This window comes from Pseudomonas sp. JZ114 (assembly GCF_051027705.1).
Taxonomy (GTDB): domain Bacteria; phylum Pseudomonadota; class Gammaproteobacteria; order Pseudomonadales; family Pseudomonadaceae; genus Chryseomonas; species Chryseomonas luteola.
Genome location: NZ_CP069256.1, coordinates 2612115 through 2632520, shown reverse-complemented (window position 1 = coordinate 2632520; position 20406 = coordinate 2612115). Strand labels below are relative to the sequence as shown.

Annotated in this window: 17 protein-coding genes and 2 pseudogenes; 14 read left to right on the top strand and 5 right to left on the bottom strand. The window is 55.4% G+C overall.

Annotated features, from left to right (window positions below; genetic code table 11):
- The first annotated feature begins 114 nt into the window (after positions 1–114).
- The 3 genes from JQR90_RS12305 (at position 115) to JQR90_RS12295 (ending at position 4645) form a co-directional block, all read left to right on the top strand.
- Positions 115–2148 (top strand): NADPH-dependent 2,4-dienoyl-CoA reductase, encoded by a 2034-nt coding sequence (locus JQR90_RS12305; protein ID WP_010794930.1) that lies wholly within the window; start codon positions 115–117, stop codon positions 2146–2148.
- 221 nt (positions 2149–2369) lie between these two features.
- Positions 2370–3710, top strand: a complete 1341-nt coding sequence (locus JQR90_RS12300) for a hypothetical protein (protein ID WP_010794929.1) — start codon at positions 2370–2372, stop codon at positions 3708–3710.
- Positions 3711–3739: 29 nt separating this feature from the next.
- Positions 3740–4645 (top strand): 1-aminocyclopropane-1-carboxylate deaminase/D-cysteine desulfhydrase, encoded by a 906-nt coding sequence (locus JQR90_RS12295; protein WP_051370204.1) that lies wholly within the window; start codon positions 3740–3742, stop codon positions 4643–4645.
- A 1-nt stretch (position 4646) separates the two neighbouring features.
- Here JQR90_RS12295 and JQR90_RS12290 read toward each other — a convergent pair whose 3' ends face one another.
- Complete coding sequence (locus JQR90_RS12290) at positions 4647–5543, bottom strand: DUF1853 family protein (RefSeq protein ID WP_010794927.1); 897 nt, start codon at positions 5541–5543, stop codon at positions 4647–4649.
- A 103-nt stretch (positions 5544–5646) separates the two neighbouring features.
- On the opposite strand from JQR90_RS12290, the gene JQR90_RS12285 reads away from it, so the two are divergent.
- The 4 genes from JQR90_RS12285 to prmB all read left to right on the top strand — a co-directional run bounded on the left by JQR90_RS12285 (position 5647) and on the right by prmB (position 9344).
- Positions 5647–6531, top strand: coding sequence for an NAD(+) kinase (locus JQR90_RS12285; RefSeq protein WP_010794926.1), 885 nt, complete (start codon positions 5647–5649; stop codon positions 6529–6531).
- Positions 6531–7502, top strand: coding sequence for a metallophosphoesterase (locus JQR90_RS12280; protein ID WP_010794925.1), 972 nt, complete (start codon positions 6531–6533; stop codon positions 7500–7502). Before JQR90_RS12285 ends, JQR90_RS12280 begins: the two co-directional genes overlap by 1 nt.
- A complete protein-coding gene (locus JQR90_RS12275; RefSeq protein ID WP_010794924.1) occupies positions 7499–8362 on the top strand; it encodes a rhomboid family intramembrane serine protease in 864 nt (287 codons plus the stop codon). Before JQR90_RS12280 ends, JQR90_RS12275 begins: the two co-directional genes overlap by 4 nt.
- Positions 8363–8435: 73 nt before the next feature.
- A complete protein-coding gene (gene prmB, locus JQR90_RS12270) occupies positions 8436–9344 on the top strand; it encodes a 50S ribosomal protein L3 N(5)-glutamine methyltransferase (protein ID WP_010794923.1) in 909 nt (302 codons plus the stop codon).
- Between the two features lie 16 nt (positions 9345–9360).
- Here prmB and JQR90_RS12265 read toward each other — a convergent pair whose 3' ends face one another.
- A complete protein-coding gene (locus JQR90_RS12265) occupies positions 9361–10470 on the bottom strand; it encodes a DNA topoisomerase IB (RefSeq protein WP_010794922.1) in 1110 nt (369 codons plus the stop codon).
- A 62-nt stretch (positions 10471–10532) separates the two neighbouring features.
- The gene (locus tag JQR90_RS12260; protein ID WP_434140031.1) at positions 10533–11615 is read right to left on the bottom strand and encodes a patatin-like phospholipase family protein; all 1083 of its coding nucleotides are present in this window, start codon (positions 11613–11615) and stop codon (positions 10533–10535) included.
- A gap of 173 nt (positions 11616–11788) precedes the next feature.
- On the opposite strand from JQR90_RS12260, the gene JQR90_RS12255 reads away from it, so the two are divergent.
- From JQR90_RS12255 to JQR90_RS12225, 7 genes and pseudogenes are all read left to right on the top strand, one after another.
- Entirely contained in the window at positions 11789–12097 is a 309-nt protein-coding gene (locus tag JQR90_RS12255; RefSeq protein ID WP_019365781.1) for a PepSY domain-containing protein, read from the top strand.
- Positions 12098–12111: 14 nt separating this feature from the next.
- Entirely contained in the window at positions 12112–12411 is a 300-nt protein-coding gene (locus JQR90_RS12250) for a PepSY domain-containing protein (protein ID WP_374940317.1), read from the top strand.
- Positions 12411–13076 (top strand): response regulator transcription factor, encoded by a 666-nt coding sequence (locus JQR90_RS12245; protein ID WP_010794918.1) that lies wholly within the window; start codon positions 12411–12413, stop codon positions 13074–13076. The genes JQR90_RS12250 and JQR90_RS12245 overlap by 1 nt, the downstream gene beginning before the upstream one ends.
- Entirely contained in the window at positions 13073–14410 is a 1338-nt protein-coding gene (locus JQR90_RS12240; RefSeq protein ID WP_434140030.1) for a sensor histidine kinase, read from the top strand. Before JQR90_RS12245 ends, JQR90_RS12240 begins: the two co-directional genes overlap by 4 nt.
- Positions 14411–14501: 91 nt before the next feature.
- Positions 14502–15269, top strand: a pseudogene (locus tag JQR90_RS12235) (cache domain-containing protein); the annotation flags it as partial.
- A 390-nt stretch (positions 15270–15659) separates the two neighbouring features.
- Positions 15660–16175: pseudogene (locus JQR90_RS12230) on the top strand (methyl-accepting chemotaxis protein); the annotation flags it as partial.
- A gap of 108 nt (positions 16176–16283) precedes the next feature.
- Complete coding sequence (locus JQR90_RS12225) at positions 16284–17333, top strand: AI-2E family transporter (RefSeq protein WP_019365785.1); 1050 nt, start codon at positions 16284–16286, stop codon at positions 17331–17333.
- Positions 17334–17386: 53 nt separating this feature from the next.
- Here the strand turns inward: JQR90_RS12225 and nuoN are convergent, their stop codons facing one another.
- Both nuoN and nuoM read right to left on the bottom strand, forming a co-directional pair.
- A complete protein-coding gene (gene nuoN / locus JQR90_RS12220) occupies positions 17387–18838 on the bottom strand; it encodes an NADH-quinone oxidoreductase subunit NuoN (RefSeq protein ID WP_010794914.1) in 1452 nt (483 codons plus the stop codon).
- Positions 18839–18845: 7 nt separating this feature from the next.
- Entirely contained in the window at positions 18846–20378 is a 1533-nt protein-coding gene (gene nuoM, locus JQR90_RS12215; protein WP_150347059.1) for an NADH-quinone oxidoreductase subunit M, read from the bottom strand.
- Positions 20379–20406 lie beyond the last annotated feature (28 nt).

Here is a 20406-nt window from a genome sequence, read left to right as displayed (position 1 = left end):
TGCACCATGGTTAATGAGTTGTCATTTACGGTGATTGAGTCTGCGGGACAGGCAGCTTATGTTTTTCCCATAACGTCCATAACAGGCTTTTAGCCATTGGCCTTGGAGATTCCCGTGACTGCTATTCATTACCCTCACTTGCTTGAGCCGCTAGACCTGGGTTTCACCCAGCTGCGAAACCGAACACTAATGGGATCCATGCATACAGGGCTTGAGGAGCGGCCGGATGGCTTTGAGCGCATGGCGGCTTATTTTGCCGAGCGTGCCCGCGGTGGAGTTGGTCTGATCGTGACTGGAGGGATTGCGCCCAACGAGGAGGGTGCGGTGTATAGCGGTGCGGCCAAGCTTACTACTGAGGAAGAGGCTTACCGCCACAAAACAGTCACTCAGGCGGTTCATGACTGTGATGGAAAGATCTGCCTGCAGATTCTTCATGCAGGACGTTATGCCTATACCCCAAAGCTTGTCGCCCCTTCGGCTCTTCAGGCACCTATCAACCCTTTCAAGCCAAAGGCACTGACTACCGAGGAAGTCTACAAGCAGGTCGATGACTACGTCCGGTGTGCCCGATTGGCTCAACTCGCGGGTTACGACGGTGTAGAGGTGATGGGGTCGGAAGGATACTTCATCAATCAGTTTATCGTGGCGCGAACCAACCACCGTGAGGATGAGTGGGGCGGATGCTATGAGAACCGTATCCGCCTGGCTGTAGAAGTGGTACGGCAGATTCGAGAAGCAGTGGGTGAGGCGTTTATCGTAATCTTCCGTCTGTCTATGCTGGATCTGGTAGAGGACGGCAGTGGTCCGGAAGAAATTGTGCAACTGGCCCAGGCGATCGAGCGGGCTGGCGCCACGCTGATCAATACCGGCATTGGCTGGCATGAGGCGCGCATTCCCACGATTGCGACACTGGTGCCAAGGGGAGCATTCAGTCAGGTAACTGCTCAGCTGAAGGGTAGAGTGAATATCCCCTTGATAGCTACCAACCGCATCAATATGCCGGATATGGCAGAGCGCATACTGGCAGAAGGGCAGGCGGACATGGTCTCCATGGCGCGCCCGTTCCTGGCTGATCCTGAGTTCGTTATAAAGGCTGCTACAGGACGGGCAGATGAGATCAACACGTGCATCGCCTGTAACCAGGCCTGCCTGGATCATACCTTTGCGGGCAAACTGACCAGCTGTCTAGTCAATCCAAGGGCGTGCCATGAAACCGAGCTCAACTACAGCCCTGTCAGTAAGACCAAGCGTATCGCAGTCATTGGTGCAGGACCGGCGGGTTTGGCGGCAGCCACCATAGCAGCACAGCGGGGCCATTCAGTGACTCTGTTTGAGCGCTCCGAAATTATCGGAGGGCAGTTCAATGTTGCCAGGCGTATACCGGGCAAGGAGGAGTTCAACGAGACGCTTCGCTACTTTGGTAAACGTCTTGAGCTTACAGGCGTTACCGTAAGGCTGGGGCACGAGGTACGGGCTGAAGAGCTGATTCAGGGAGGCTATGACGATATCGTTTTAGCGACAGGAATCGTACCGCGTACGCCATCCATCCCGGGTATTGAGCATCCGTCTGTCATCAACTATCTGGACGCCATATACGGACATAAGGACATTGGTGCACGGGTAGCGGTTATTGGTGCGGGAGGAATAGGATTTGATGTGGCTGAATTTGTCACTCATCAGGCGCATCTGGATACCTTGAGTCCGACAGCCTTCTGGCGAGAGTGGGGAATCGACACGACCCTACAGGCCAGAGGGGGAGTTACAGGTATTTCGCCTGAGCCTACACCCCCTGCTCGAGAGGTTTATCTGTTGCAGCGTAAAGCGACCAAGATGGGCGAAGGCTTGGGCAAGACAACAGGTTGGATTCACCGCACCAGCTTGAAACACCGTCAGGTAAGAATGCTGAACGGGGTGGAGTATCTCCGTATTGATGATCAAGGGTTGCATATCCGAATTGGTGAAGACGTTCGGGTTCTGGCCGTTGATACCATCATTGTCTGCGCTGGGCAGGAGCCCAAGCGAGACCTGATGGATGCCCTGTCTTCGGCGGGACAGCGTGTGCATGTTATTGGAGGGGCGGATGTGGCTGCAGAGCTTGATGCCAAGCGGGCCATCAATCAGGGTGCCCGCCTGGCAGCGATGTTATGAAACCTGACTGCATGCACTGAAACAGCTTGCCAAACAATAATGTGCATAGGTGCTGAGTCGTTCACATAAGCCACCTAGTCTTTTAACTGAAAGGCCCTAGACTGTAGCAATGGGTTTAGGGCCGATGTGCCTTAAATAAAAGTGTTGTGCTGTCCGGTTGTACGTCCGGTGCCAAGGCGCCTATGAGTCATGCGCTTTTCCAATGGGTCGAGGACTGCCCCATGAATACATTGAATAAGGCTCAACGAGCCGAAGCGGTGCTGTTCTTTGATGAAGAAGGATCAGTCATCAAAGAAATGCTCTATCACGAATTCGAAGCATTGCTGGATGCCTTCTTTGCATTGCCCCAATTCGCCCAGCGGCGAGTTCGGCTGGCCTATGTGACGATCGATCTACAGCTGTGCATCCGATCAGGTGTATTTTTCTATCTGGATTTCACCCGTACGGGGGCTGCAGACCCCAATTGGAACATTCCGCTACGCGAAATGGCCGAGCGCGCCGGGCGTGGCCCGGATCTGGGTGCAGGACCTATCAGGCTTGCCTGTCGCAGTCAGTGTCCGATTTCCTGGCATCAGCCCAGCCTGTGGGACCCTGAACTTGTCGCAGGTCGAAATGACCTGATTGAGCTTCGAGAATGCATCAAGCGTAATCAGCTTGGGCTGGCCCGTACCGAGGCTGTCGTTGACGAAGTCAAACCTGAACAGCTTCATATGGCAGAAGAGCATCAGTGGTATGTTCAAGAGCCCTCTGCGTCGACTGTACATGTTGATCTGGCCAATCTCGAACAAGAGCATCAGGCAAAGATGGATCACCTTGTGCGCCAGCAGCGGCTGCGTATCCTCGCCCTGACGCGCAAGCATGAAGAGGAGCTGGTTCAGCTCAAGCAGGAAGCCGAGCACCTGCAGACTGCCTTGGCTGAGCAGGAGCGGATGAACGGTATGCTGATGAAAAAGCTGGAGCAGGAGGCCAGTCAGTATCGTTCGACTCGAAATGAGCTGACTCAGCAATTGCGAGCCCTGGAGAAAAACAGCGAATACAAGCTCGAGGCGTTCAAGATTCAATTCGAGGCCGAGCAGCAGGCCCGTATCGAAACGGCAGTAGCCGACTACAAGGAACAATTGGCCATCCGGGAAGTTGAGCTGGCTTATCGGGAGGAGCTGGATTCGCAATTGGAAGAAGAGCTCGAGCAGCTCAAGGCGAAATGTGCACGGCTTGAAGCGGGGAGTAGCAGCAAGCTGCTTGAAAGAATGGCAGACAGTGGCGTCATATTCGTGACTTACCAGCCTGGTGCAGGGCACATGACACTGTCACGCGCGGATGTCATGCGGTTTGTTGAAAGCCCATTGGCTTACACAGCTATGCACTGCCGGGTGACACAACCGCATTACGAGCAATGGCTTTCTCATTACAAGCATCCTGTTTGCCAAAGGGCATTACCGGGTGGCATGCCGTGTAGTAAGCCGCTCCAACGTGTTGACTCACCTCGCCAGTTCATTCGAGGCGAGTCTGACTGCTGTCTTCAGCATCAAACAGCGGCGTTTTTGAAAAACCAGGCAGGTTAACATTGGACTTGTTGTTAAAAAGTCCACCGCTGGAAGAAGTTGCAACCACATGGCTGAGCAAGGCGGGAGTCCGATTGGCACTGCTTCGCCTTGATGAAGTGGACCCTCTGGTTTCCGGCAACAAGAGTTATAAGCTGGCGGCTTACCTCCAGCAGGCGCATATCGAACGGGCTTCAGGGTTGATTAGCCTCGGTGGCCCGCACTCCAATCATCTGCATGCACTTGCAGCTACCGGACAACGGCTCGGCTTGAAAACTGTAGGGCTCCTGAGAGGCGAGCCGCAGAGTACGCCAACAGTTGATGACCTGCGCAAATGGAAAATGGAGTTGCACTGGTTGGGTTACGGAGGTTATCGGGCCCGACGCGATGACGAGTTCTGGGGTGAATGGCTGGCACGTTACCCAGGCTATTTGCCTATTCCCGAAGGGGGCGGTGGCTCGCTGGGCATGCAGGGGTGTATACCTCTGGTTGCTTATATTAAGACGCAGCTGAACACGATTGGCTGGTCTGATTATGATGCGCTGTGGGTGGCTGCTGGTACGGGAACGACACTGGCCGGTCTGGCTGTAGGAGAGGCTGGCAGACATCCTGTCATCGGGACGCTATCTGTCCCGCTGCGCTACAACGTTCCCGATCAGGTGGCGCGTTGGGTGCGCGAGGCGGGTCAACCTGATGCAGATATCCGTTGGCTCGATGCGAGTTTAGGAGGATTTGCACGTATTGATGCCGAATTGGCCAGCTTTATGGCCTCGTTCGAGACCGAAACACAAATACCACTCGAGCCACTTTATACAGGCAAGCTATTGCTGGCGCTTCGCCGTACGGTTGAGGCGGGAGATATTCCAGCCGGACAGCGCATTATAGCGCTGCATACGGGCGGTCTACAGGGGCGTCGGGCGATGCAGGACAACCTGTTAAAGCTGCTGAAGTCATAGATCAGTGTTCGGCCCTTTCTGGTATAAAAGGCCATGTCTCAGGTATCCAGAATAAACGGTGGTCTTCCTGACCTTCCTCGTCAAAGTGCACAAGTAACCGAGGCCAATGTGGCTCGACGTTGAAGTCGAATAGAGCATGTCCATCGTGTCGGTGTGCAGGCGCAAGCCAGCGCTGCTTGGGAAGTAGTTTCCATGCGCCTTCCTCTTCAGGCTTCGCTTTATCAAAGCGTTGCCACAAACCCCGCAAATGATGTGGGGAGCAGCTGGGAAATGGTGTGGCACCCGCGGGTGGATAAAACAGATAACCGCCCATCCATAGCCAAGGCTGGACAGAGACGATACCGAGTGTTTTAAACAGAACGCGTGCTTCCGGAGACTGCGACAAGGGTAACTGCCGGTTTAGAAAATGACTCAGCTTGCGTTCGAGTCGATCTTCGCCACCTGGGCCCAACCATTCCGGTGATTGCGGAAGGCCCGTTGCCAGATAATATTTAACCGCTACTTCAAGGTGATGAACGCCTTCATCATCTCGGATCAGGAGATCAAGCTCGCCCAGCGTATGAGTCGCCGTACGGAGCGGTAGATTGGCTCCCAGCAACTCAACCCCAGGGGCATGGGTGAGGGCAAATTGCCAGAGCAATTCGTAGTACCGCCCAAGGCGGCGGTCGCTTCCCTGGGTAAGCCAGCCTGTCAGCAATGCAGGACTTCGATCAAGCTCATGGAGCCAATCGGCTAATTTGTCAGGTTTTGCTGTCCAATTGCTTGCAGCCAAGGGGTGACGTTGTTCCGCTCGGTCCAGGATGGGCGGAGAGGTGATTACCCAGGCCAGATCACGCACCGCTGGGTGGCGAAGCGTGTAAGGCAGTACGGCCAGTGCTTGGAATGGATTGCTCATCATTCAAGCATACGCCGAGTTGGACAAGGGTGTACGGTTTGCTGTGCCTTGCCGCTTGCCCGCATAATTTATCGACATTCCTGCCATAGAAGGGCTACGGCCGCGTATGGACTCTTTTCAGAAAATCGGCATTATCGGCCGTCTGGGCAGCACTCAAGTGCTGGATACCATTCGCCGGCTCAAAACATTCTTATTGGCGCGGCGCCTGCATGTGATCTTAGAAGACATCATCGCCGAGGTCATGCCCGGTCACGGCCTGGAAACCTGCTCTCGTAAAACCATGGGCGAGGTCTGCGATCTGGTTATTGTGGTAGGAGGCGATGGCAGTCTGCTGGGGGCGGCACGTGTACTGGCGCGCCCGCGTGTACCTGTTCTGGGTATTAACCGTGGCAATCTGGGTTTCCTGACCGATATTCGTCCCGATGAGCTTGAGACCAAGGTGGCCGAGGTGCTTGAGGGACAATATATCGTCGAGACACGCTTTCTTCTGGACGCCTTTGTTTGTCGCGAGGGAGAAACGATTGGTCAGGCCGATGCCCTGAATGATGTTGTCCTGCATCCGGGCAAATCGACCCGCATGATCGAGTTTGCCCTGCATATCGATGGCAAGTTCGTCTGCGCTCAGAAGGCCGATGGGCTTATCGTCGCGACACCCACAGGCTCGACAGCCTACTCGCTGTCAGCCGGAGGGCCCATCATGCATCCCAAACTGGATGCAATTGTCATCGTGCCGATGTACCCACATACCTTGTCCAGCCGCCCCATTGTAGTCAGTGGCGACAGCGAGCTGAAAATCGTGGTCTCGCCGAACATGCAGATCTATCCGCAGGTCTCATGTGATGGACAGAATCATCTTAATTGCGCGCCTGGTGACGTCGTAACCATCCAGAAAAAGCCGCACAAACTGCGACTCATCCACCCACTGGATCATAACTATTACGAGGTTTGCCGGACGAAGCTCGGCTGGAGCAGCCGTCTGGGGAATGATTGATGCTTGACCCTGATCGTGGCTATGACCTGATAGGCGATATTCACGGCTGCGCTCATGTGCTTGAACGTTTGCTGGACCAAATGGGCTATCGCCGACACAACGGTGTCTGGCAGCATCCGCGAAGGATGGCGCTCTTTCTAGGGGACATCCTTGATCGTGGGCCTCATGTGCGAGAGTCGCTGCATTGCATTCGTGACATGGTGGAGGCAGGCCAGGCAATGTGCCTGCTGGGTAACCATGAAATCAATGCCTTGAGCTGGCACACGCCGGCGCCGCCAGAAAGTCACAAGCGATACGTTCGTGAGCATACCTCTCGTTACGAGCGGGTGATCCAGACGACCTTGGTGCAGTTCGATCACCATTCTACGGAGTGGAATGACTTTCTCACATGGCTGTATGAGTTGCCCTTGTATATCGATGCTGGACGTTTCAGGCTGGTACATGCCTATTGGGATTCGTCCCTGATTGCTGCCATTGATGAGGTCTATCCGGGTGGGTATATCGATGAGCGATTCATTCAGCAGTCGGCCATTCCGGGGAGCCTGGCTAATCGCGCCTGCTCTCGGCTGCTCAATGGCGTTTCCCTGCCGCTGCCCAACGGCATGAAAATGACGGGGCGTGATGGCTTCACACGCGGTCGGTTCCGAACCAAATTCTGGGAGGAAGACCCGCAGACATACGGCGATATTGTCTTTCAGCCAGATGGTTTGCCGGATGATGTGGCCTGCGAGCGGCTGAGTGAAACCGAGAAGTCCAGCTTGATGTGTTATGGCATCGATGAGCCGCTGCTGTTTGTAGGGCATTACTGGCTCGACGGTCATCCTGAACCGATACGGCCTAATCTCGCCTGTCTGGATTACAGTGCCGTGAACAACGGAAAGCTGGTGGCGTATCGGCTGGATGAGGAGCATCGTCTGGATCCAAAGAAATTCGTCTGGGTCGATGTGCCGTCAACAGGAGGGGCGGAATGAATTCACAGCCTGCGTTACGTGTAGGACTCGAAACGGACCTGCTAGGGTTTACGCAATTACTCCGTCGTCTGCATATTCCTCACCGAGTGACTGAAGAACGCGATGCACAAGTGGTGTGGGTTACTGATCCGGGACTGGTAGACGAGGTGCGTAACCTGTATGCACGCTATCCGCAAGGGGACACGGCCGGTGAGATCTCTGATGTTCGGCCTGCTGTAACTCGGCCTGGCTTCAAGGAGCAGCTACGGGCAAGTCCTGTAACTGCAGGCGTCCTGCTCATCACACTGATCGTGGCTGCGATTACCTTGTTGGGCGATCGTTATGAGGCTGTTCGCTGGCTTACCTTTCTAGACTTTCGGCTTTACGATACGTACATCGAGTTCTATCCCGTCTCCTATACTCTTGAGCAAAATCAGTGGTGGCGGTTTGTTTCACCCATGTTTCTGCACTTTGGTGTTTTGCATCTGGCCATGAATTCCCTGTGGTATTGGGAGCTGGGGCGCCGCATTGAGTTTCGTCAAAAGGGGTGGATGCTATTGGCGTTAACCTTCCTCTTTTCACTGGCAGCCAACCTTGTGCAGTACTGGTGGAGTGGCCCGGCACTGTTTGGCGGATTGTCAGGTGTGCTCTATGGCCTGCTGGGCCATTGCTGGTTATTCCAGCTGTTGGCACCCACCCCGGCGTATCGAATGCCAAAGGGCGTTGTCATCATGATGCTTGCCTGGCTGGGTATATGTCTGACCGGCGCCATTGATGTGCTTGGCTTTGGTGCCATTGCCAATGGCGCTCATGTAGGAGGTCTGCTGGCCGGCTGTGTAACGGGCGTTCTGGGTGGCCTGATTGCCAGGACGCGCCGCTAGACTGGAGGAGTGCATCTGACGTTTCGTGGGCAGAGCTGCAAGGCTACACTATGCCGCTGAAAAGGAGCCCTAGATGACCGAATCCCGTTTACGCACTCTTCGTGACTATATCCGTTGGGCGGTGAGCCGCTTCCACGCCGAAGGGCTTTATTTTGGCCATGGCACCGACAATGCGTGGGATGAAGCCAGGCAGCTGGTGTTAGGCGCCTTGCATCTGCCTTGGGAAATGTCTGACAGCTACCTGGATTGTCGGTTGGAAGATGATGAACGCTACGACTTGAGCGTCCTGCTTCACCGACGGATTCAGGAGCGCATTCCGACGGCTTATCTGTTAGGCGAAGCCTGGTTTTGTGGGCTGCTGTTTATGGTTGATGAACGTGTGTTGGTGCCAAGGTCACCGATTGCCGAATTGATCGATGCCCGCTTTGCGCCTTGGCTACCCCATGAGCCTGCTCGAATCCTGGACCTCTGTACCGGCTCGGGATGCATTGGTATTGCCTGTGCTTATGCGTTCCCTAATGCAGAGGTAGCGCTGGCCGATCTCTCCTTTGATGCATTGGAGGTCGCCTGGCAGAACATAGAGCGGCATGACCTTGAAGACCGGGTTTATACCGTGCAGGGGGATGGGTTTACTGGATTGCCAGGGCAGCGTTTCGACCTGATCGTGTCAAATCCACCTTATGTGGACGCAGAAGATTTTGCCGATATGCCGGCTGAATATCACCACGAGCCGGAAATGGGCCTTGCCTGTGGCTCAGACGGGCTGGATCTGGTGCGCCGAATGTTGGCTGAAGCCGCGGATCACCTCACTGACACCGGCACGTTGATCGTTGAGGTGGGCAATAGTCAGGTACACGTCGAAGCGCTTTATCCTGAAGTCGACTTTACGTGGCTCGAGTTCGAGCGGGGCGGTCACGGGGTCTTTCTGCTGTCTGCCAAGCAGTGCCAGGAGCATCAATCGCTGTTCCAGAGCCGCCTCTAGTAGGCGGCTCGAATACCTAAGCTGCCTGCGTCTTCTCGACCAGGCGCTCCAAAAACATGAGCAGGGCGACTTCCTCTTCGCGAAGTCCCTTGCGTTTGCGCGGCTTGGGTAGCGAGCCGAGTTCGCCAGCTATAAATGCATCCATGACGCCCGGGTGGATATAACACTTGCGGCATACTGCTGGTGTGTTGCCCAGCATACTGGATACTTGCTTGACCATCTCCTGAAGGTGCTTTTTGGCTTCAGTTTGAGTTTCGTAGCGCAGTGACTTGAGCGTAGACAGAGCCAAGGCACTGCCTGCCCAGGTGCGGTAATCCTTGGCAGTAAAATCAGCACCACTGAGTTCGTGCAGGTAGGCGTTTACGTCTGACGAAGTGACTGTATGCCGATCGCCATCTTCATCCAGATACTGAAACAAGTGTTGGCCGGGTAGCTCAAGGCAGCGCTTGACGGTACGTGAAAGCCTCGGATCTGTCAGCTTGATGTTGTGCTCAACGCCGCTTTTGCCGCGGAAGTGAAAGCGAATCGTATTGCCGGTAACGTCTGCATGTCGGTTACGCAGGGTTGTCAGGCCGTACGATTTATTGCTTTTGGCATATTGCTGATTGCCTACGCGAATCAAGGTGGCGTCCAGCAGGCTGATAACGGTCGCCATGACTTTTTCCCGGTTCAGCTTGCGTTGCGCCAGATGCTCTTCTATCCGCTTGCGCAGTTTGGGAAGGGCATTGCCGAACTCCAGCATCCGTTCGTATTTGTCAGTGTCTCTGATTTCGCGCCAACGTGGGTGATATCGGTATTGCTTGCGTCCTCGGGCGTCCCGCCCCGTTGCCTGTAAATGGCCACAAGGATCGGCACAGATCCAGACATCCGTATAGGCGGGTGGAATGGCCAGTTTGTTGATGCGGTCAATTTCAGCCTGATCGCGAATACGTTCGCCTTGGGCATCCAGGTAGATAAACTTCCCGCGCAGCTTTTTTCGCCGCAGGCCCGGCTGCGTGTCATCCACATAGTGAAGGTCCGAGGGTAGCGGGGGGCACAGGGCTGTACCTGTATCGTCGCGCTCGTCTCCAGGGGCGGGCAGCGTACCCTCGGCGGTCGGGGGAATAAATGAGGCACTCTCTGACATGAAAACACCGGCTGTGGACTGCTTTCTATGAAGACCGCAGGGCTAGTAGCCGGTTCGTCGCTCTAGACGAGAGGCAATATCTGATCCTTTAACCGACCGCTTTCGGCAAGCTCCAAAAACTCATCACCTAGCCGCTGGCTTTCCGCCATGGCTGTATGCCAGTGACGTTGCCGTGTAGCAGGGTCGGTTGCATAACGGGTGAAATCCTTGCGGTCGGGAAGCTTTCGACCAGGTAGCCGCTCAAGGTAAGACCGTGAGGGTGCCAGTAGCACCACATTTCGCAGGTTATGTGTATTGGCCTTGCGCCAGAAGATGCCCTTGTCGAACCACCCAGGAATGATGCGATCGATAAAATGTGGATAGAGCACAATGTCATTCCCGCGATAGGGAAGATCCAGATGGTAATCGAGCAGTCCCCCGTCACGGTAAGTACCGGAGCCAAAGCCAGGGATATCTGTTACGCCCTCCATGACCAGTGGAATGGAGCCTGACGCCAGCAACGACTGGCGAAGGTTGTCGGGGCGAAGCGCATGGTACTGCGTTGGGAAATCATTCAGTTCATCCAGCGGCGGCGCCTGGCGCAAATCATGGGCCACGATACGGCTGAAATGGCGAATCAGACGAGACCGTGCTATCAGGTTGTCGCGGATCACAGCGCCCAGGCCAAGGCTTAATGTTCGGCGCTGGTCACTGGCCAGAGGGCCCAATGCCTGAACAATCATGATGTTCAGGCGATAGCCTGGGGCGGTCAGAATCGCCTCGTCACGCCCACCCAGCAGTTCATCCAGCATGCTTTCGCAAATCTGACTGATCTGCCTGATTCCAATACCTTTGGGAAAATGCAATCCGGTATAAAGGTCGCCCAGCCGGCGTAATGAGTCTGCCGGATCCGGTAGGCAGACACATGCGGAGCGCCAGGCCCCAATGGATGCGCCAACCAATGCGCGCACCCGTGGTGAGCGAGGCAGCCATTCACCAAAAAGCGCGATGTCCAGCCCTTGCAAGCCTAGTGCTTTCGGGCCGCCTGCTGCGCCCGGGATAATACCTACGTCCGCAGGTGACAGGCCCTGTTGGCGAATATGCGCCAGCGCCTGCGTGCCCGCGCGGATAACGAGGGAAGGAGATTTGATGTGAATAGCTGTCATGAGGACTCCATACGGACAGCCAGTATACAAACGCACCGCCGCGATGCGGAGCAGGTATGGCATTGATTGCGAAAGACCGTTGGGCTGACCATGTAGTTCCAAAATGAGATTAAGGCTGAATTAAGGCTGCCTCGTTAAGGTGAACTCACTGAATAACCCGTGAGGACATACGCATGAAAGCACTGACTACATTGATTGCCGCTGCCAGCCTGACCGCCCTGGCCGGTGCGGCCCAAGCCCGCGACCTGGGACCTGACGAAGCGCTCAAGCTGCGTGATGCAGGTACCATCAAATCCTTCGACGTATTGAACAAGGCGGCTATCGCCAAGCATCCTGGCTCGACGACTCACGATACTGAGCTGGAAGAAGAATATGGCCGCTATATCTATCAGGTTGAGTTACGTGACCAGAAAGGTGTGACATGGGATCTGGAACTCGATGCCGCAACGGGCGAAGTGCTCAAGGATGTACAGGACGATTGAGCCTGGGTAGCAGCATGATGAAAGGCCTGCTGGTATTGACATTGCTGTCAGCCAGCGGGCTTTCAATCGCTCGCGACCTTGACCAGGATGAGGCGTTGCGGCTTCGTCAGGAAGGAAGAATTCGTCCTCTTGAGCAGCTTATCAACCAGGCTTATGCGCGCTATCCAAAGGCAACATTGCTGGAGGCGGAGCTTGAGGAGGAAGATGGTGTTTATGTCTATGAGATCGAGTTTCTGGTAGACAAGGGCGTTGTGCGCGAGCTGGAAATCAGCGCCACTGACGGTACGATTTTGAAGGACGAGGTAGACGACTGATGCGTCTGTTGTTGGTAGAGGACAGTGTTCCCCTGGCGGATGAGTTAATGGCCAGCCTGACACGACAAGGCTATGCCGTAGACTGGCTGGCTGATGGCCGTGATGCGGCATACCAGGGGGCAGTCGAACCTTATGACCTTATCGTACTTGATCTGGGACTGCCGGGGCGTTCTGGGCTGGATGTGCTCAGAGAGTGGCGCACGCAGGGACTTTCTACGCCGGTACTGATTCTGACGGCGCGTAGTGGTTGGGCCGAGCGTATCGATGGGCTCAAGGCTGGCGCCGATGATTACCTGACCAAGCCGTTCCACCCTGAAGAGCTTTCCTTGCGGATTCAAGGATTATTGCGGCGTGCCCGCGGGCTGGTGAATCAGCCGACATTGCAGGCTTCCGGTCTGAGCCTGGATGAGTCACGGCAATGTGTTAATCGCGGGGATGAAAGCATCGAGCTGACCGCCGCAGAGTTCAGGCTGCTGCGGTATTTCATGTTGCATGCAGGGCAGATCCTGTCCAAAAGTCATTTGGGTGAACATCTCTACGACGGTGAAAGCGAGCGTGACTCCAACGTCATCGAGGTGCACGTGAACCATCTCAGGCGTAAATTGGGGCGCGATATTATCGAGACACGGCGAGGACAGGGCTACCGCTTCGGGAAATCTGCATGAAGTCCATTCAGCAGCGATTGGGCATTGGCTTGGCCTCCGCTCTGCTGATATCCGGACTTTTATTGATACTGGGCGCACGCTGGCTGGTTGATACGGCGCTACGGGATTATCTGGGAAGCGGACTTCAGACAGAGAGCGAAAACCTCCTGGTGGCTATTGCGCGGGGGCCAAACGGGCTGCAGCTGGATGAGCAGCGCCTTAATCCCGCCTATCAACGGCCATTTTCCGGGCGTTATTTCGAGATCGACATAGGAGAACCTCGCTGGCGCTCCCGGTCGCTATGGGATCATGTGCTTGAGAGACCTACGCACGTAGGGCTGACCGGACATCTCGTCAATGGCCCCGGAGATCAGCGCCTCCTGGTCTATCGCGCGGATTATCAGCGGTTGGGGCAAAAGCTCAGCATTGTCGTTGCACAGGATTACAACCCGCTCCTGACCAGTTTCAGTCGAATGCTACGTATAGGTGCCGGTATTGGGCTGGTTGCGTTAATCGTAATCCTTTTTCTACAACGGATTACGGTAAGGCGCGCCTTAAAGCCACTTGAACGGGTCCGGCAACAAGTGGCTCAACTGCAACAGGGGCAGCGCAGCCAGCTGGATACGCAGGTTCCCCAAGAGCTTGAGCTGCTGGTGGAGCAGATCAATCATCTGCTGCGTCATACCGAGGATAATCTCAAGCGTGCCCGCCATGGCATCGGTAATCTGGGGCATGCATTGAAAACGCCTCTGGCCGTGCTGGTAAGCCTTGCGGAGCGGCAAGAACTGAGTGCGCATCCTGAACTGCAAAACATCCTGCGCGATCAGCTTGAGCAGATCCAGCAGCGTCTTGAGCGGGAGCTGCGCCGTGCTCGCCTGGCCGGTGACCAGCTTCCCGGTGTCTATCTGGACTGCGAGGCTGAATTGCCTTCGCTCTGCGCCATGCTCAAGCAGATCCATGACAACGACCTGACGATCTCCTGTCATGTGCCTTCCGGTTTGAAACTGCCCTGGGATCGCGAAGACCTGCTTGAATTGCTGGGTACGCTGTTGGATAACGCCTGTAAATGGGCGAGCAGCCAGGTAGAGCTGACGGTACTGAAGAAAGATGCCTGTTATGAGATCAGTATTGATGATGATGGGCCAGGTATCGCGCCTGAATCCAGACAGGATATTCTCGAGCGAGGTGCGCGTCTGGATGAGCGAGTCATGGGACATGGCTTGGGCCTTGGTATTGCGCGTGACATTGTGGACAGTTGCGCAGGTACGCTCAGCCTGGAAAGCAGCTCCCTGGGCGGGCTGAAAGTTTTGGTCCGGCTGCCGCTCCGAGCCTCCCGATCTGCTCCCGGTGATTGAGACCATACGGATAGAGCACTATCGATCGACCTTCATTTTCGTTTCGCTTGGCCGAAAACCTACTTAGATAACAACCTAAGAGGTCTCAGTGATGAGTTTAAAAGCCAAGGTGCTCCTGCTGGCGCTCCTACCTGTTGTGATTACTACCCTGATCATCAGCGGTATTTCCTATGTGATGCTGAGCAATAAAGCCGAGCGCGATATACAGACAACGCGTGATCGCTTGATGGAGCAAAGCAACGTAACCCTGAAGAATTACGTGCAGGTTGCCCTGACAGCGGTCAAGCCGCTCTACGATGCTTCAGCTGATGGTGATCAGGCGGCCCGCGCCGAGGCAATCAGGATTTTGTCTGGCATCACCTATGGCAAAGACGGCTATATGTTTGGCTATGACTCAAATGTCATCCGCCTTTTCAAGGGAAACGACGCTGAAGGCATAGGCAAGAGCTTTCGTGATAACAAGGATCCGAACGGCGTTTACCTGAACCAGGAGCTGGTCCGTGCAGGTAAGGATGGCACTCATTATGTCCGCTATTCCTCTACATTGCCTGGTAAAACTACCTTGGTTCCCAAGTTGAGCTATACCGAGTACCTGCCCAAGTGGGACCTGGTCCTGGGCTCTGCCATCAACCTGGATGGCGTTGAGGAGCGGCTGGGCAAGATCGAGGCCGATGTACGTGCGCAGACCTTGACTCAGCTGTTCTCCATCATCGGCGTCTCGCTGGTAGTGCTGGTCATCATCGCCATTGCGGCTCATCTATTTGCCATGCGAGTGTTGCGTCCGCTTGAGCTCATGCGTGCAAACCTTGATGACATTGCTGATGGCGAAGGCGATCTGACACGTCGACTGCCGGTGCAGAGTAACGACGAGTTGGGCCGGCTTGCTGGCTCGTTCAATCGATTCGTTGGCAAGATTCATGGAACCGTACAGCAGGTAATCGACATCACTCAGCAGCTCACCGGTTTGCTGGATGAGGTGGCTGCCCAGGCTCGTCGTACCGAGCAGGCCATGCAGCGCCAGCGTAGCGAAACCGATCAGGTTGCCACGGCTATCAACGAGATGTCCGCAGCGGCTCATGAAGTGGCGCAAAGTGCCCAGCAAGCGGCAGAAGCTGCCCGTGAGACCGATGAGCAAGGGCGTGTAGCCAAGCGTGTGGTTGAGGGTAGTGTGGCAGGCATCCATTCTCTGGTCGATGAAGTGCGTGACAGCGGCATGTCGCTCGACAGTCTGCAGCAGGACGTACAGTCTATTGTCAGCGTACTGGATGTTATCCGTTCCATTGCCGAGCAAACCAACCTGCTGGCCTTGAACGCTGCTATCGAGGCGGCTCGGGCTGGTGAGGCGGGTCGTGGTTTTGCGGTCGTGGCCGACGAAGTTCGTGCCCTGGCAAGCCGTACTCAGCAGAGTACCCAGGAGATCCAGGGAATGATCGATCGCCTGCAACAGGGTACGCAAAAGGCGGTTGAGTCGATGCGTCGCTCTGGTGCGGCAGGTGAAAGTACGACTGTCCAGGCCAGTCAGGCAGGCGCCTCGCTCGATACCATCAGCCAGCTGATCGGTACGATTAATGCCATGAACGCCCAGATAGCCAGTGCAGCCGAAGAGCAGACGGCGGTCTCCGAGGAAATCAACCGTAGCGTCCACGAGATTGCTGGCGCGGTTGAAACCATGACGGCAGGGGCTGAGCAGAGTGCGACCACTACCCAGGGGCTAGTCTCGCTAGGGGATCGCCTCCACGGCCTAGTCAAGCAGTTCCGCGTTTAAATCGACATTCCTGAGGGCTCTGGCTGAGCCCTCAGGAACAAGTGCGTGGTATCCAGTGTTCTAACCAAAAGCGACGCTCGTTGCTCTTGAATGGACTTTGGAACCCTGATGAAAAGCACGCGACTTGAAAATAGAACATTTATCTTTCTTCTGATTATTGTCTCGATCGCATTTGCCTGGATTCTGTTGCCCTATTACGGCGCGGTTTTTTGGGGAGCGATCCTGGCGATTATTTTCGCCCCTATGCAGCGCTGGTTTCTCAGGCGCTACAACAATCGTAAAAACCTTGCCGCGCTGAGCAGCTTGGGTGTTTGTTTACTCATCGTGATTCTGCCGGTCACGGCGATTAGTATTTCTCTTGTTCAGGAAGGCAGTGCGCTGTATCAGCGAATCAACAGCGGCCAGCTAAATTTCGGCGAATATTTTCAGCATATGTGGCAGGCACTACCGAACGGTATCAAAAGTGTACTGCACCGATTCGATATCACTGACCCAGAAAGTATTCGCGAGCGTCTGACGCAAAGCGTTGCCCAAGGTAGTCAGGCATTGGCAAGCAGGGCCTTGTTGGTAGGGCAGGGGACGTTTCAGTTGGTCATCAGCTTTGGCATCATGCTGTACCTGCTGTTTTTCCTGCTTCGAGACGGGCAATACCTCGTAGGGCTGATCCGCAAAGCCATTCCCTTAAGCGAGATTCACAAGCGCAGCCTGCTACGCAAGTTCACGGCTGTTATCCGGGCCACCGTCAAGGGCAACATTATTGTAGCGATTGTTCAGGGCGCTCTGGGAGGCTTCATCCTGGGGGTGCTCGGTGTCGAGGCTGCCGTCCTCTGGGGCGTGATAATGGCGTTCCTGTCATTGTTGCCAGCGGTAGGCGCTGGGCTGATCTGGGGGCCGGTTGCGGTTTACTTCCTGCTGACAGGCTCGATATGGCAAGGGGTTGTACTGATCCTGTTCGGCGTTATTGTCATCGGCCTGGTGGATAACATTCTGCGTCCTATCTTGGTGGGCAAGGACACCAAGCTACCCGACTACGTGGTACTGATTTCCACACTAGGCGGAATGGCACTGTTTGGTCTCAATGGGTTCGTCATTGGCCCATTGGTGGCGGCGCTCTTCATGTCGGTATGGGACCTCTTCATGCACCGTGAGGAGGAATAAAAAGTTCAAGCAATAAAAAAGCCCCATCACTGGGGCTTTTTTATGAGAGGCCCTTACAGGCCTGTATGTTGAAGCACTTGCAACAAGGGCTGCGGGTAAACACCCAACAGCAGCGTCAGGGCTGCAATGGCGATAAGCATGATACCGCCGGCACGCTCACCCCAGTTCATGGGTGCATCGTGACGGCTAAGACCTGGTTGTACCAGATACATCGTTACCATGACACGCAGGTAATAGAACAGGCCGATGGCGCTACCAATAACGACCGCCGCGGTCTGCCACCACAGATGGGACTCGACACCCACCGTAATAATGTAGAACTTGCCGATAAAGCCCGCTGTCAGCGGAATACCTGCAAGCGACAGCATCATCACTGTTAGAACGGCGGTCAGATACGGGCGTCTCCAGAACAGTCCGCGGTACTCAAACAGCGCATCGGCATCGCGTGTGCCATTGCTTGGGCTGGACATGAGCACGATCACGCCAAAGGCTCCCAGGCTGGTAACGACATAAGTCGCCAAGTACACCCCAATCGCCTCTACCGCAATACCATTGCTGGCAGCGAGGGCTACGAGCAGGTATCCAAAGTGTGAGATGGAAGAGTAGCCCAGCAGACGCTTGAGGTTGCTCTGCATCAGGGCCAAGAGGTTGCCGACCAGAATGGAGATGATGGCGATGAAAGCGATCAGGTTATGCAACCATGTATCGTTCAGCGCAGCGGGCATGGTCTGGAACAGACGAACCACGACAGCGAAAACGGCAACCTTGCTCGCAGTAGCCAGATAAGCGCCCACCGGTGCCGGTGCGCCTTCATAGACATCTGGCGTCCACAAATGGAAGGGTACCAGCGACAGTTTGAAGCCCAGACCTACGATCATCATGCCGATACCGAGTTCCAGCAGCAGGCCGGCCGAGGCTTGCTGAGTCAGCTGCGCACCGATTCCGCTAAAGCTCAGGGTGCCGGACTGTGCATACAGCAGGGCCATGCCAAACAGCAGAATGGCCGAGCCAGCAGCAGATAGCACCAGATACTTCATGCCAGCCTCAAGGGAGCGGCGATTGAAGTAGGAATAGGCCACCAGGCCATACACCGGTACGGACAGCAGCTCAAGGCCAATGAACAGCGAAGCCAGGTGCTGCGAGCTTACCAACACGATACCGCCCGTACAGGACAGTAAAAGCAGTAGGTAAAGCTCTTCACGATTGCTGGAGTATCCCTCCATGTAAGCATGCGACAGCGTCATGCATGCCAATGTGGTAATCAGGATCAGTGCGGTATAGAAGTAGGTGTAGCCATCCATGCGCATGAGGCTGGTGACGTCGATATCGACGACCCGCATCGAGTACACAATGGACAGCAGGGCCAGGTTCAAACCGATTACCGACAGTGTCGGAATCACGGTGTGGTTGCGCCGCCAGGCTATCGCCAGCATCACCACAACGGCGGTCAGACCGGTGATGAGGAGCGGCAGAAGTGCGATGAGATGTTCCGTTGTAAAGGTCATGGCGCTACTACCGGGCAGAAACAATGGAAGAGAAAGCTGTACCCAGCCACTGGTGTACACCACTCATGCTGGCTGCCGACGTATCCAGAATGGGCTGCGGATAAACACCCAGGAGGATCAGCAGACCGACCAGAAGCAGTACCATGGACAGCTCGCGTGCATTGAGCCCCGGCAATTCCCCTTCAGACTTCGCAGGACCGAAGTACGCACGGTGGATCATGATCAATGAGTACACCGAAGCCGCAACCAGACCGAATGTAGCTATCACAACGGTCAGCGGCACCATCGGGAACGCACCCATTAGAATCAGGAACTCGCCTACGAAGTTACCGGTACCCGGCAGGCCCAGAGACGCCGAAGCGAAGAACAGGCTGAGGGCCGGCAGGTAGGGGAGGCGACCCCAGAGTCCACCCATCTCACGCATGTCGCGTGTATGCAGACGCTCATAGAGCTGACCGCACAGAATGAACAAGCCTGCTGCCGAAAGACCATGGGCGATCATCTGTACCACGACACCCTGCAGTGCATGCTGGCTGCCGGAGTAGATACCGATTAAGACGAAGCCCATGTGCGAAACGCTGGAATAGGCCACAAGACGCTTGATGTCAGTCTGTGCGAAGGACAGGAACGCACCGTAGAAGATTCCGATGATCCCGAGCCACATGGCAATGGGCGCAAACTCGGCCGAGGCATTGGGAAACAGCGGTACGGCAAAGCGTAGAAGACCGTAAGCGGCTGTTTTCAACAGAATACCGGCAAGGTCTACGGAACCGGCTGTTGGTGCCTGTGCGTGTGCATCGGGAAGCCAGGAGTGAACCGGCACGGCAGGCAGCTTCACGGCAAAGGCAATGAAGAAGCCCAGCATCAGCAGGTATTCAGTCGTTGGATCCATCTGCGTTTTCAGCAGGTCTTCATATTCAAATGTCAGCACGCCGGTTGCACTATAGTGCACCAGCACCAGGGCCACGATGGCCACCAGCATGATCAGGCCGCTGGCCTGGGTGAAAATGAAGAACTTGGTAGCAGCGGTAATTCGGCTCTTCTTGCCGTCGGCAGAGCTATGACCCCAGAGTGCGATGAGGAAATACATCGGCACCAGCATCATCTCCCAGAAGAAGAAGAACAGGAACAGGTCGACAGCCAGGAACACACCAACCACACCACCTAGAATCCATAGCAGGTTCAGGTGGAAGAAGCCAACGTGCTTCTGGATCTCGCGCCAGGAGCAGATGACGGCCAGAAGGCCTAGCAGGCCGGTCAGCAACACCATGAGCAGCGATAGGCCGTCCATGGCGAAGTGCAGGCTGATACCAAAGCGTTCAATCCAGGGATACTGGAATTCAACGGTCCAGTTCTGCTCGCTACCCGGAGCGGGGGCCAGGCTGAAGTCACCGTGCCACCAGACCCATAGGCCAAGCACCAGCTCCAATAGCATGGTTAATAAAGCAATCCAGCGTGGCAGGAGATTGCCGGAGCGATCTCCCAGCCAGCACAGCAGACCGCCTATGAAGGGGATCAGGATTAGCCAAGGCAGAATCATGACGGGCTCAATTCCTTTCGTAGATTCA

What these genes read in the sequence shown, in the direction of transcription:
- JQR90_RS12300 (WP_010794929.1), top strand. Translation starts at nt 2,370, where the DNA reads ATGAATACATTGAATAAGGCTCAACGAGCCGAAGCGGTGCTGTTCTTT.
- JQR90_RS12290 (WP_010794927.1), bottom strand. Translation starts at nt 5,543, where the DNA reads ATGATGAGCAATCCATTCCAAGCACTGGCCGTACTGCCTTACACGCTT.
- JQR90_RS12285 (WP_010794926.1), top strand. Translation starts at nt 5,647, where the DNA reads ATGGACTCTTTTCAGAAAATCGGCATTATCGGCCGTCTGGGCAGCACT.
- JQR90_RS12280 (WP_010794925.1), top strand. Translation starts at nt 6,531, where the DNA reads ATGCTTGACCCTGATCGTGGCTATGACCTGATAGGCGATATTCACGGC.
- JQR90_RS12275 (WP_010794924.1), top strand. Translation starts at nt 7,499, where the DNA reads ATGAATTCACAGCCTGCGTTACGTGTAGGACTCGAAACGGACCTGCTA.
- prmB (WP_010794923.1), top strand. Translation starts at nt 8,436, where the DNA reads ATGACCGAATCCCGTTTACGCACTCTTCGTGACTATATCCGTTGGGCG.
- JQR90_RS12265 (WP_010794922.1), bottom strand. Translation starts at nt 10,470, where the DNA reads ATGTCAGAGAGTGCCTCATTTATTCCCCCGACCGCCGAGGGTACGCTG.
- JQR90_RS12260 (WP_434140031.1), bottom strand. Translation starts at nt 11,615, where the DNA reads ATGACAGCTATTCACATCAAATCTCCTTCCCTCGTTATCCGCGCGGGC.
- JQR90_RS12255 (WP_019365781.1), top strand. Translation starts at nt 11,789, where the DNA reads ATGAAAGCACTGACTACATTGATTGCCGCTGCCAGCCTGACCGCCCTG.
- JQR90_RS12250 (WP_374940317.1), top strand. Translation starts at nt 12,112, where the DNA reads ATGATGAAAGGCCTGCTGGTATTGACATTGCTGTCAGCCAGCGGGCTT.
- JQR90_RS12245 (WP_010794918.1), top strand. Translation starts at nt 12,411, where the DNA reads ATGCGTCTGTTGTTGGTAGAGGACAGTGTTCCCCTGGCGGATGAGTTA.
- JQR90_RS12240 (WP_434140030.1), top strand. Translation starts at nt 13,073, where the DNA reads ATGAAGTCCATTCAGCAGCGATTGGGCATTGGCTTGGCCTCCGCTCTG.
- JQR90_RS12225 (WP_019365785.1), top strand. Translation starts at nt 16,284, where the DNA reads ATGAAAAGCACGCGACTTGAAAATAGAACATTTATCTTTCTTCTGATT.
- nuoN (WP_010794914.1), bottom strand. Translation starts at nt 18,838, where the DNA reads ATGACCTTTACAACGGAACATCTCATCGCACTTCTGCCGCTCCTCATC.
- nuoM (WP_150347059.1), bottom strand. Translation starts at nt 20,378, where the DNA reads ATGATTCTGCCTTGGCTAATCCTGATCCCCTTCATAGGCGGTCTGCTG.